The following is a 12,475-nucleotide window of genomic DNA, read 5'->3' as shown; positions in this document are numbered from 1 at the left end:
AGTTACTTGCGCATACTTTTTAATATTTCTTCGAGCTCCGGATCCAGCGCCGCATCAAGTTGCAGACGGGGCTGATCCGGCAGCGTGAAAGACAGGGACCGGGCGTGCAGAAACAGCCTCCTGACCCCGAGCCTGTGCGCCAACGCCGCGGTGGCATCATCCATATACTTGTCATCACCGAGAATCGGATGACCCGCGAACTGGGCGTGGACCCGGATCTGGTGAGTCCGGCCGGTGTGCGGGCGCGCCTCCACCAATGTGGCCTCCGGGAACTGCTCCAATACGACAAACCCGGTGACCGAGGCCTTGCCCTCCTTCGCCACCTTGACCATGCGTTCACCGGACTGGACGATATTTTTCTGCAGCGGTGCCTCAACCATACGCCGCTCCCTGGGCCAGCGCCCCGCCACCAGGGCCAGGTAGCGCTTGTCCACGCCCTCCCCGCGCAGCTGCCGGTGCAACTCACGGAGAATCGCAGGCTTGCGGGCGACCAGGATCAAGCCGGAGGTATCCCGGTCCAGGCGGTGCACCAATTCCAGATACCGATCCTGGGGACGCAGTTGGCGCAGGCACTCGATCAGGCCGAAGTTCAGCCCACTGCCACCGTGGACCGCCAGGCCCGAGGGTTTGTTGACCACCAGCAGCCCCGCGTCCTCATAGATAATACGGGACTGGATCTGGCCCGCCCAGAACCCCGGAATCACCGGTGCTGCCCCCGGCTCCGGCTGGTGCAGGGGCGGCACTCGCAGCACATCGCCCTCCACCAGGCGGTAGTCCGCCTTGACCCGGCCCTTGTTGATGCGAAACTCGCCCTTGCGCAAACCGCGGTAGATGCGGGTCCTGGGCACACCCTTGAGCACCTTCAGCAGGTAATTGTCCAGCCGCTGACCGGCGCTGTCGGCCTCTATCAGCAGTTGACGGACACCGCTTGTCACCTGCCTGGAGCTGGATTCACTCATCGTTTTTTTGCAAATCACTTGATAATTGAAGCACTTGGGGTTTCAGGATATACTCCGGCCCGTGTAGCCGGGCTCGGGGCACTGTTTTTGCCTCCGACGCACGACGCAATCATTCCGCTGACAGCAGGGCCTGCCGAAGTAGTCGCAAGGCTCCGGCGGATAGATGATAACCGCACTTGCTAGTGCAGGCACACAACGGATGTCGGCGCGCGCCAACCCGCCGGGCACTGCCCCCGGGCCTTCACAGGCGATTTCGCGACGATACATTATGAACCGCGCAGCAGCTATGCCGGGTCACAGAATCAGTTTAGCTTCAGGCAACGCGGTCGTATTCGTCAGGTGATGCGACCCTAACAAAAAGGCCAGGCCCGCGCCAGCGCGGGCGACTTTTCCGGCGTTGCCTGGCGGCGATCCTCAACAGGACCGCCGCCGCAATACAAATCATCTGAGCGTACTGAGTAGAACCACTGGCGCAATGCCACCTGGCCTCAACGGCCGGCAGCAGTAGTGACCAGGCCCGTCTACACGGTTATGTCCGGCGAATATGCCGGCTGTATGGCTGATTCCCCGCCCCGCCAGGCCTGCGCGCACCAGGTAAATGGCAAACATGAAAAAAATGCTTATCAATGCAACCCAGCCCGAAGAGCTGCGCGTTGCCCTCGTTGACGGCCAGCGTCTGTACGACCTCGACATCGAAAACCGCACCCGTCTGCAAAAGAAATCCAACATTTACAAAGGCAAAATCACCCGTGTCGAGCCCAGCCTCGAAGCCGCTTTCGTCGACTTTGGCGCCGAGCGCCACGGCTTCCTGCCGCTGAAGGAGATCGCCCGCGAGTACTTCTACAAGGATCCGGGCAGTGTCGAGGGCCGTCTCAAAATCAAGGAAGTGGTCAAGGAAGGCACCGAGATTATCGTTCAGGTCGACAAAGAGGAGCGCGGCAACAAGGGCGCGGCCCTGACCACCTTCATCAGCATGGCCGGCCGCTACATGGTCCTGATGCCCAACAACCCCAAGGCCGGCGGCATTTCCCGGCGCATTGAGGGTGACGACCGCAGCGAGCTGCGCGAAGCGCTGAGCGGCCTGGAAATCCCCAACGGCATGGGCGTTATCATCCGCACTGCCGGCGTTGGCCGCACCACCGAAGAACTGCAGTGGGACCTGAACTACCTGCTCCAGCTGTGGGAATCCATCACCACCGCCAATGAGGAAGTCAAAGCCCCCGCCCTGCTGTTCCAGGAAAGCAACGTCATCATCCGCGCCGTGCGGGACTACCTGCGCGACGATATCGACCAGGTCCTGATTGACTCCGACGACGCCTTCGCCGAAGCGTCAGAGTTCGTCAGCATGGTGATGCCCAAGTACAAGAACCGCATCAAGCGCTACGAAGACTCCATCCCCCTCTTCAACCGCTTCCAGATAGAAAGCCAGATCGAAACCGCCTTCCAGCGCGAGGTGCGCCTGCCCTCAGGCGGCTCCATCGTGATCGACCCCACCGAAGCCCTGGTCTCCATCGATATCAACTCGGCCCGCGCCACCAAGGGAACCGACATCGAGGACACCGCCCTGCAGACCAACCTGGAGGCCGCGGACGAGATCGCACGCCAACTGCGTCTGCGTGACATGGGCGGCCTGGTCGTGATCGACTTCATCGACATGCTCGCAGCGAAAAACCAGCGCAGTGTGGAAAATCGCATGCGCGACGCCCTGGAACTGGATCGGGCCCGGGTTCAGGTCGGTCGCATCTCCCGCTTTGGCCTGCTGGAGATGTCGCGCCAACGGTTGCGCCCCTCCCTGGGCGAAACCAGCGCCATCATCTGCCCGCGTTGCACCGGCCAGGGTTCCATCCGGGACACCAAGTCGCTGGCCCTGTCCATCCTCCGCCTTATGGAAGAGGAAGCCATCAAGGACCGCAGCGCCGAGGTCCGCGGTATCGTCCCGGTGGACGTAGCCGCTTACCTGCTAAACGAGAAGCGCGCCGCCCTGTCCGAGATCGAGCTGGTGACCCGGGCCCGACTCCTGGTCATTCCCAATCCCAACCTGGAAACGCCGCACTTTGAAGTCTCGCGCCTGCGCGATGACGAAGTGAGCGAAGACCGCGCAGTCAGCTACAAGATCGACATCGCCGTGCCGGATGCCGACCTGATCAGCGACAGCCAATCCGCCAACATCCCGACCCAGCAGGCGGCAGTACAGCGCCTGGCGCCGCAGATGCCGGCACCGGAACCGGCCCCGGCACCTGCACCCGAGGCAACAGCGGTCCCCGCAGAGCGGAACCCACGCAATCGTGGCGACAGGGGTGGCAGGGCCAGAGCCAGGGCAGCAGAGCCAACGGCCGCCGCAGCGCCGATCAAAACCGGCATGGTGTCACGCCTGATGGGCATGTTGTTCGGCGAGCCGGCCAAGGTCGATGAACCTGCCGCCAAGCCGCGCAAGCCCGCTGCACCAGAGCAGGACGCCGATGCAGAGAAAAAGGCAGAAAGCCGCAGTGGCAGCGGCCGCAAGCGCAGTCGCGGCGGCCGTCGGCGCAGCAGTGGTGGCGAACGCGGCGAACGCAACGAACGCAGCAGCGAGCAGCAACGGGACGAGCAGCCGAAAAACGAGAAGCCGGAAAAAGTTGTTGCGAAGAACGAGCCGCGCCAACAGCAGGACGACTCCTCCGAAGAGCAGGCCTCAGCACCCAAGCCGCGCAGGCGTGGCGGCAAGGGCCGTCGTCGCCCCGACGGCGAAAAGCGCCCGGAAGCCGTCGAGCAGCCACTGGATATGGACACTGATGCCAGCGATGACGACAGTCTGGAAATTTTTGCCCAGCTGCAGGAAGAAAACGCTGACAAGCCGCGCAAGCGCCCCAGTGACATGAAACGCGGCGAGCCCCGTCGCCGTCGTCGCCCGCGCGCCCAGGCGGAAAATGGTGTGGTGGCCGATGGTGCCGTTGCAGAGAGCGGCGCTGCGGCGGCAGACAGCGACGACAGCAGCGCGGAACAGGCGATCGATCCGAGCCAGACTCGCGCCGAGGCCAATGCACCGGTGACTGCGGCTGAGGTCAAAAATGACACAGTCGCAGAGGCCCCCGCAGACACCGCCAGGCAGGATATGGTGGACGAAGGTGAAGCCGAACAGGCCAAACCTGCAGTAGCTGCCACGGCGGAACTGGAAGCGGAAACCGCGGACCCTGTGGATCAGGCGGCGCCTGAGGCCGCAGAAACCGAAGTGGCCCAGGCTGCAACAGCAGAACCAGAGCCGGAAGTGTCAGCAGTCCCCGCTGCTGAAGCACTTCCGAGCGCTACCCCTGCTGCCGCCCCCGCGCCTGCTGCTGCCAGCAAACCCGCGGGCATCACGGCCGATGGCCGTGCCGCCAACGACCCCAGGGTAGCGCCGCGGCCTGTAGCACAGGTCGAGATCGCCACCGTCCATCCCACCCTGTTCCGGGAAGAACAGTATCCCCCGGTTCAGAGCGGCGGCCAGAATGCTCCGCGCGCCAGCAACGATCCGCGCGGACCGCGGTCCGGCGCTGACATGAGGGAGGCAGCGGAAGGTTGATCGAGGCCTGAAAAGTCCGCGCACTGGGGTCCAGACTCTTGTGCGCGTGCATGGGCACTGTATAATCGCGCACTCCCGCGCAAAGCGGGAAAACAATCCGGTGGGCTGGCTGAGTGGTCGAAAGCGGCGGTCTTGAAAACCGTTGAGGGGCAACCCTCCCGGGGTTCGAATCCCTGGCCCACCGCCAATCAAATACAAGGGGCTCCCGCAAGGGTGCCCCTTTTTATTTGTTTCCACGTGAGCCAGGACCTGGTTCGAACCCCCGTTCGACAAAACGCGACCTCAGGAGCGTTTTGCAACGAGGCGCCCAGCGCCGAAGCCCCGAAGGGGTCACAACAGCCCTGAGGCTGTTGTGAAGTGGTTGAATGGATGTGACCAACCCAGTTAAGGATAATACCCTGAAACTGGAGATGGGATATGACCACAAGAAAGCAGTACTCGAAGGAGTTCAAGCTAGATGCTATCAGCCTGGTGCTGGAGCAGGGTTATTCACGAGCTGAGGCGGCGCGTAGCCTCGAGATCAATGCCAACATGTTGGGCCGTTGGCTCAGAGAGCACGAGGCACCGGAGGGGCAGGCGTTCCGGGGCAATGGCAAGCTGACAGCGGAACAGACCGAGATTCGCCGGTTACGGGAGGAGAATCGCCGACTGAAGATGGAGAAAGAAATCTTAAAAAAGGCGACGGTCTTCTTTGCCAAGGAAACGCGGTGAAATACGCGTTCATCACCCAGCACAAGAAGGCCTGGCCGGTTGACGTGATGTGTCGACTTCTGGGTGTGAGCCGAAATGCCTACTACCGGCATAGCCAGCGTCAGCGAGACAGACTGCCGGATCCCGAGCACGAGGCGATGATTGCAGCAGTAAAGGAAATCGCCAAAGGTAGCGGTGACAGCTATGGGTCCCGGCGGATGAAGCGCGCCCTGAACGCCCTGGGCCATCCCATAGGCCGACGCCGGGCCCGGTCGCTGATGCGCGAGGCTGGCGTCAATGCCCGGTACCGGAAGAAGTACAAGGTAACAACAAATAGCGACCACCAGCAGCCGGTGTTCGACAATGTGTTGGCCCGCGAATTCACCGCTGCGGGACCTGATCAGGCGTACGTGACTGACATCACTTACATCTGGACCCGGGAAGGCTGGTTGTACCTGACTGTGTTCATCGACCTATTCAGCCGTCGGGTGGTGGGTTGGAGCATGGATTCGCGGATGAAGGCCAGGCTGGTGACGGATGCCCTACGCATGGCGCTCTGGCAACGGCGACCGGAGGCGGGTTTGATAGTGCATTCAGACCGCGGCTCTCAGTACGCCAGCAAAGCCTACCGGCGTTTGCTAACGGCTAATGGCTTCATTGGCAGCATGAGCCGCAAGGGAGACTGCTGGGACAATGCGGTCGCGGAGAGCTTCTTCGCGAGCTTGAAGAAAGAACGCGTGCAGTGGCGGCACTACCAGACCCGCGCTGAGGCACAACAGGACATTCTCGATTACATCGTGATGTTCTATAACAGTCGGCGGCTGCATTCTACGCTGGACTACGCAAGTCCGAATGATTATGAATCAGCCATTGTTGAAATGAAGAAAGCAGCTTAACTGGGTTGTCACAAATTGGTTGACCACTCCATTGTGATTCATCCCTGGCCCACCGGAGACACCTCTTCAGGCGATGAATTGAATAACAACCAGGCACTGTGTTCTTACCGAGCGGACTACCGGCCAAACACAACATTGGCAGAATTCTTACACGCGGGGGGATTGGCAGTCAGCCCGGGCCCCAGAGCGAATCGCAGTGTTGGCCTGTTTTCTTCTCCAGTACCACTTTTCCAGGGAAATAATGATAAATCCTGCCAGTGCCACGGCGCCTGACTGGAACCAGTCGACGCCATCCATTGGACTGGAATGAAACAGGCGATTGAGTGGTTCAAGGTAGACAAATGCAAATTGCAAACCGAGCGTCGAACCGATGCCTACGTAGACCCAGCTGTTGCTGAACGGCCCGATGCGCCAGAGCGGCTGAGTGAGTGACCTGCAGTTAAGCAAGTACAGCATCTGAAACAGGATAATGGTGGTAACAGCCAGTGTCTGCGCTTCAGCCCGCGCCAGCTCGGTCGGAACGCCGGCCAGCAGGTCAGCATGGTATTCACGCAGGAAGAGCGCGATTGCCCCCAGCGTCATCAATACGCCCACGAGAACGGTTCGGAACACCAGGAAAGGGCTGAGCAAGGGTTCATTCGGTGGTCGGGGTGCGCGATCCATCAGCCCCGGCTCCCTGGCCTCGAAGGCCAGCGGCAACGCCAGGGCGATGGCCACCACCAGGTTCACCCAGAGAATTTGTACGGGCTCTATCGGCATCAGCAAATGGCCGTCGGTGACGGGAAAAAACAGCACTGCGACGAGAATGATCAGCGCCTGACCGAGACTGGTGGGCAGAACGAACGCGAGCGACTTGGCGAGATTGTCATAGACGCGACGCCCCTCCTCAACCGCCGCACTGATGGAGGCGAAGTTGTCGTCGGCGAGTACCATGTCCGCGGCTTCGCGGGCCACAGCGGTGCCATTTATACCCATGGCAACGCCGATTTCTGCACGTTTCAGGGCGGGGGCGTCATTTACCCCGTCTCCGGTCATGGCCACAACCTGGCCATCCGCTTGCAGAGCCTTTACCAGGCGCAACTTGTGTTCCGGCGCGACCCTGGCGAACACGTTGGTGGTACGAACAAGGCTGATCAGCTCATCATCAGAACTATCGTGAATCTGCTGCCCCGTTACCACCCCTGCTTCGGCGTCAGCGGAGGCAAACAGGCCGATCTCCCGGCCAATGGCGCCCGCGGTTGCGGCGTGATCTCCGGTGACCATCTTGACTACTATCCCGGCCCGTTGGCAGGCTCTGACGGACTCAATGGCTTCCTCTCTGGGCGGGTCGGTCATGCCGGCAATACCCAGAAAACACAGATCTCGCTGCTCGATGGCTACCTGCAGATCTGAATTGCCGGGCTTGAGTGTGCCCCTGGCCAGTGCCAGCACCCGCATTCCGCGCGCGGCCAGGGTGTGGGCAGCTTCGTGAACCAGATCTGCGGAAACAAGCTGCCCGTCGGCGAAGTGCGTACACATCCTGGCAATCACTTCCGGGGCGCCCTTGAGGTAAACGACCGGGTTGCCGCTGTCGCCGTCATGGAGGGTTGCCATGAACTGACGCTCTGAGCTGAAGGGAATCTCCCCCCTGCGGGGAAAGGTCTCCTGTAACACTGATTCCTCCAAGCCTGCCTTGAGTGCCGCAATTGCCAAGGCCCCTTCGGTGGGGTCGCCGACGATACTCCAGTGGCCGTCGGTGCAAACCAGATTTGAATCGTTGCAGAGTGCGCCTGCGACGAGCAGCTCGCGGACATCGTCCGGCAGGGGATCAAGATCCTGACCTGCCACTCGCAACTGTCCCTCCGGGGTATAGCCGATCCCTGTCACCTCGATCTCAAGGGTGGGTGTCCACAGGGCCTCGACCGTCATTTCGTTGCGGGTGAGGGTGCCAGTCTTGTCAGTGCAGATGACCGTGGTACTGCCCAGGGTTTCCACAGCGGGCAGATGACGGATGATCACCCTGCGTCGGGCCATGCGCTGCACGCCGATTGCCGAGGCGATGGTAATAACCGCCGGCAGCCCCTCCGGGATGGCCGCCACCGCCAGGGTGATCGCTGCCAGCGCGCTGTCCAGCAACGAGTTCTCGCGCCACATACCCACCAGGAAAATCAGCCCTGCCACGGACGTTATGGCCACGGTGATAGCCCGTGCAAGCCTGGCGATTCGCCGTGTCAGCGGCGTTTCCAGTTCAACCGTCTCACTCAGAAGCCGGGAGATCTGACCTAGCTCACTGCTGGCGCCGGTGGCCACCACGATGCCATCCGCAGTGCCCGCGGTAACCAGGGTTCCGCCGAAGGCCATGGAGAGGCGATCACCAACTATTGCATTGCTTTCAGTCGGCGCCTCCTGCTTGCCCACGGGCACCGATTCCCCTGTGAGAACTGCCTCGTCGAGCTGAAGCCCGTTGACTTCAAACAGGCGCACATCGGCGGCAACCTTGTCGCCCGGTTGCAAAAGGATCACGTCGCCCGGCACGATATCGCCGGAAGGGACCAGGATTGACTCACCTTCCCGAAGCACCGTGGCGTTTTGGGACACCATGACGCTCAATGCTTCAATGGCTTTGCTGGCGCGCATCTCCTGCACGAACCCGATAATGGTGTTGAGCAACACCACTGCGGACACGACAAGACTGTCCGCAACCTTACCCATCACAAAGGCCAGAAGTGCCGCGACTATCAGTACATAGACGATGGGGTCGGCCAACTGGTGTAGTAGTATCCTGTACCAGGGTCGGCTGGTGGTCCGGGGGATGAGGTTTGGGCCGGATTCTTGCAGTCGCCTTGCCGCCTCAACGGCGGACAAGCCCGCAGAGGTGGCATGCAGCACGCCAAACACCTCCTCCACCGGCAGGGCATGCCAGGATCTGTCAGAGTCAGTCATCGAAAATCCTCCGGGACTGCGTGGCGCAAGACCCTGCCGCGCCACTGGATCGGCTGCATCCACGCACTGTCCAGTTACGTGCGTCACTCTATAACTTTGGCGCTTCCGGGGGAATTCCGGAAGCTCGCACGGGTTATGACCGGCATCATGGCCATGATACCGGCTACCGCGCTGTTTTCCGGAAATCCAGTAGGCCCTTGAAAAGAACCCCTGCATCGACTATATAAATTCAGACCATCCTGTGGGGTGCAATTGAACTATCCATCGTCGATGCAACCTTCCGGCCGAGCCGGGTTGGTGGGCCGATCAAGCTCCCCTTCCCGCCCACAGTCTTCGCGCGGATACCTGAGCAGCAGGCATGTAACAATGGAACCTGCGTAATGTCTGGACCGCACAGCCCGCTTGCAGATATGATTTCGCCTGATGCCTTCCCGATGCATGGAACCCCTTTTGGGACCTTGAACCTGCAACACGATGTACCCGTGCTTTTTCTGAATGCGGGTAGGCAGCCCGATGATTGAACCGCTTCTCACTCTGCTACTCGGCCTTCTGGTCATCTTGGCAATCATCGCTGTAAACGCCTACTTCGTTGCGCAGGAATTCGCCTACATGGCGGTCGACCGCACGAGGCTCGCCGCGTTGGCCGCAACGGGTGACGCATCGGCAAAGCGCGCGCTCGCCGTAACGGAGCGCACCAGCTTTATGCTCTCGGGGGCCCAATTGGGCATTACCGTTACCGGCCTGATGGTGGGTTATGTCGCTGAGCCACTTGTCGGCGAGTCGATGGGGGTTCTGCTCCAGGGAACGGGTATGTCCGTTGCGACGGGCATAACGGTTGGCACAGTAATGGCGCTGGTCGTCGCTACGCTTGTTCAGATGATTCTCGGCGAGCTCTACCCCAAAAATCTCGCCATCGCCAATCCTGAACCGCTCTCCCTTGGGCTCGCCCGTTCCACCTTGCTCTATATGTCAGTTTTTGGCTGGCTCATCAGTTTTTTCGACAAGTCCGCCAACCTTTTGCTGCGCATGTTGCGAATCGAACCGGTGCACGATCTCGACGTCAGTGCGTCCGCGGACGATCTTCCGCACATCATTGCCAACTCGCGTGACAGCGGCGACCTGCCGCTTGAACTCTCGCTGATGATGGATCGTATTCTCGATTTTCCGCAGCGCGACATCGAGCACGCGATGGTGCCGCGATCACAGGTCGACTGGGTGGACCCTGAGACAACGCTCGAGGAATTGCGTGGTCTCATGGCACGCGCTCACACCCGCTACCCCGTAATCGATGACGACGACGCCCCGGTGGGCGTTGTGCACCTCGCGGACGTACTCGCGCACCTCGCTTCCGGAGACGCGGATCAGACTGTCGCCTCGGTGATGAGGCCCCCCATGGTGTTACCCACGCTGATGCGACTACCGGACGCCCTCGCCCAATTGGTGCAGTCGACGAACCACCTCGCCTGCATCATTGATGAATACGGTGGTTTCGCCGGCGTGCTTACCATTGAGGATCTTGCCATGGAAATCGTAGGCGAGATAACTGACGAGCACGATGATGAAATCAGCGAGGCCGTTGTACCTGAAGGCGAGGACACCTGGATCATGGAGGGCGATGTGCATCTTGACGAGGTTGAGCGGGCCATCGGCCATCGTCTGCCGCGCGGCGATGTCGAGACCATGGCCGGCATGCTCATCGCGGAGCTCGGAGCGCTGCCGGCGGAGGGTGACATTGTAAACGTTGATCTGCCTGTCGAAGCTGCCGAACTGGCTTCCGAGGACCCAATGCGCCGCCGGCTCGTTGTTGCTGTCCTGCGCATTGAGCGGCACGTTCCAACCGAAGTCCGTGTGCGGCTGGTTGATGTGCCAGTGCCCGAGGAAGACCGATGAACGATCCGTTGACTGTCACGCTGGTGACCATCACGCTCATCGCCCTGAGCGGCTTCTTTGTCATCATTGAATTCGCTTTGCTCGGTGCTCGCCGTCACCGCCTGGAGGAATTGGCGGAGAACAGCCCTTCTGCTCGAGCCGCGCTGCGCGGTATGAATGATTTGACCTTGATGCTTGCCGGAGCTCAGTTGGGCATCACCTTCTGTACCTTCGCCCTCGGTGCGGTGACGAAGCCTGCGGTCGATTACTGGCTTGGCCCCATATTGCTGGCGTGGGGCTTACCGGATTGGGCTGCCGGCGGAGCGGCGTTCGGACTTGCGCTCTTCGTTGTTACCTTCCTGCACCTGGTTGTCGGCGAGATGGCGCCAAAATCCTGGGCTATCGCGCACCCGGAAAAGTCCGCTCTGGCAATTGGTATCATTTCCAGGGGGTACATCTGGCCTCTGCGCTCGCTGCTCAGTTGGGTGAATCGGATCGCCAACCGGCTGGTGAAGGCTTCGGGGGTAGAGCCCGTTGAGAGCGCCGCCGTTGGCGGGCAGGACATCAACACCATCCGGCAGCTCGTTGAACACTCGGGTAAGGTCGGCACGCTCAAACCCCAGATGCAGCAGCAGCTCTCGGGCTTGATCGATCTGGGCTCGCTGCCCCTGGAATCCTTGATTACCGAGGGTGAAACGCCGGTGCACGTTGTGCGGGGCGCAACAGTAGCAGATATTCGCGTCGCCGCAATCCAGTCGGGCCACCTGCGTATCCTGGTACTCGGCGCCAATGGCATCAAGCCCGCAGTGGTTCACGTACGCGATACCCTGCTGGAGCCAGCTGATCGGCCCGCCCATGAGATAGCGCGGAAAGTTTTTGTACTCGACGCCAAAATTCCGGTCTACGAGGCGCTCGCCCGCATGCGAAAATCCAGCGTGCAACTTGCGGTAGTCATGAGCGAAGGTCGCATGAGTGGCGTTGTCACACTTGCCGACATTCTGAAACGCGTGCTGCCGGCGGCCACCGTTCCGTAACGTCCATTCCCCAGCTACTCGAGGACACTGTGCAGGTCATGCCATGAGCTCCCTGACCCATCCCCACTATTCTATATAACTCAATGGGTCGGCATGGATCGAAGCACTGCCCAGTCCGCCTTCTCCCTGTTCCTCACTGACCGCAGTCTCACTAGTGACCAGATCCGTTTTGTAAAGCTGATCATTCACCAGCTGACAGCGCGGGGAGTGATGGGCCCAGAAGCCCTGTACGAACCCCCATTCAGCAACCTCCACGACGGCGGCCCAGACGGGCTGTTCGTGGGGCAGGACAACTTAATCGAAGGAATCTTTCAGAAACTGGAGGAGGTTCATCTGGGACTACGGACCGAAAACGGCTAATCGGGAAAGGTCGTTTCGACGAGCCCCAGGCAGCCGGTACAGAACAGGGGGAATTTTTTGGGCTCTCTGCCCGGATAGCCCCTTTCTTCCAGCGCCTCGCATCACCAGCGTTAGCGTACTTTCGGCCAAAAACGGGCAACTCATGTGCTATAGAAACCAGCCAAATCTATTTGCTGCTAATACCTTGTTTCCCCACCCTGTTTCCCC

7 protein-coding genes and 1 tRNA gene are annotated in these 12,475 nt (G+C 60.7%); 6 read left to right on the top strand and 2 right to left on the bottom strand.

The window, feature by feature from the left end:
* Nucleotides 1-2: 2 nt before the first annotated feature.
* Complete coding sequence (rluC, locus tag Q6D67_RS11445) at nucleotides 3-959, bottom strand: 23S rRNA pseudouridine(955/2504/2580) synthase RluC (protein WP_304705746.1); 957 nt, start codon at nucleotides 957-959, stop codon at nucleotides 3-5.
* Nucleotides 960-1,566: 607 nt separating this feature from the next.
* Between rluC and rne the strand changes: the two genes are divergently transcribed.
* The 3 genes from rne (at nucleotide 1,567) to Q6D67_RS11430 (ending at nucleotide 6,083) form a co-directional block, all read left to right on the top strand.
* The gene (rne, locus tag Q6D67_RS11440; RefSeq protein ID WP_304705745.1) at nucleotides 1,567-4,497 is read left to right on the top strand and encodes a ribonuclease E; all 2,931 of its coding nucleotides are present in this window, start codon (nucleotides 1,567-1,569) and stop codon (nucleotides 4,495-4,497) included.
* Between the two features lie 99 nt (nucleotides 4,498-4,596).
* A tRNA-Ser gene (locus Q6D67_RS11435) sits at nucleotides 4,597-4,684 on the top strand.
* Between the two features lie 230 nt (nucleotides 4,685-4,914).
* Nucleotides 4,915-6,083, top strand: a protein-coding gene (locus Q6D67_RS11430) for an IS3 family transposase (RefSeq protein WP_304705744.1) whose coding sequence is annotated in 2 segments (ribosomal slippage) — nucleotides 4,915-5,164 and nucleotides 5,164-6,083 — 1,170 coding nt in all. Because the reading frame shifts where the segments join, the coding sequence is not laid out codon by codon here.
* A 147-nt stretch (nucleotides 6,084-6,230) separates the two neighbouring features.
* On the opposite strand, the gene Q6D67_RS11425 is transcribed toward Q6D67_RS11430, so the two are convergent.
* Nucleotides 6,231-9,005, bottom strand: coding sequence for an HAD-IC family P-type ATPase (locus tag Q6D67_RS11425; protein ID WP_304705743.1), 2,775 nt, complete (start codon nucleotides 9,003-9,005; stop codon nucleotides 6,231-6,233).
* A 513-nt stretch (nucleotides 9,006-9,518) separates the two neighbouring features.
* Here Q6D67_RS11425 and Q6D67_RS11420 point away from each other — a divergent pair.
* Genes Q6D67_RS11420 through Q6D67_RS11410 form a run of 3 tightly spaced genes read left to right on the top strand, consistent with a single transcriptional unit; the run spans nucleotide 9,519 to nucleotide 12,268 of the window.
* A complete protein-coding gene (locus Q6D67_RS11420; protein ID WP_304705742.1) occupies nucleotides 9,519-10,895 on the top strand; it encodes a hemolysin family protein in 1,377 nt (458 codons plus the stop codon).
* On the top strand, nucleotides 10,892-11,908 hold the full coding sequence (locus Q6D67_RS11415) for a CNNM domain-containing protein (RefSeq protein WP_304705741.1): 1,017 nt from the start codon (nucleotides 10,892-10,894) through the stop codon (nucleotides 11,906-11,908). The genes Q6D67_RS11420 and Q6D67_RS11415 overlap by 4 nt, the downstream gene beginning before the upstream one ends.
* A 27-nt stretch (nucleotides 11,909-11,935) precedes the next feature.
* Nucleotides 11,936-12,268, top strand: coding sequence for a type I restriction-modification enzyme R subunit C-terminal domain-containing protein (locus tag Q6D67_RS11410; protein WP_370551957.1), 333 nt, complete (start codon nucleotides 11,936-11,938; stop codon nucleotides 12,266-12,268).
* The last annotated feature ends 207 nt before the right edge of the window (nucleotides 12,269-12,475 follow it).

The organism is Haliea sp. E1-2-M8, from assembly GCF_030649675.1.
Classification (GTDB): Bacteria; Pseudomonadota; Gammaproteobacteria; order Pseudomonadales; family Halieaceae; genus Haliea.
Note: the sequence above shows the minus strand (reverse complement) of the source record. Positions and strands in the feature narration are given on the sequence as shown.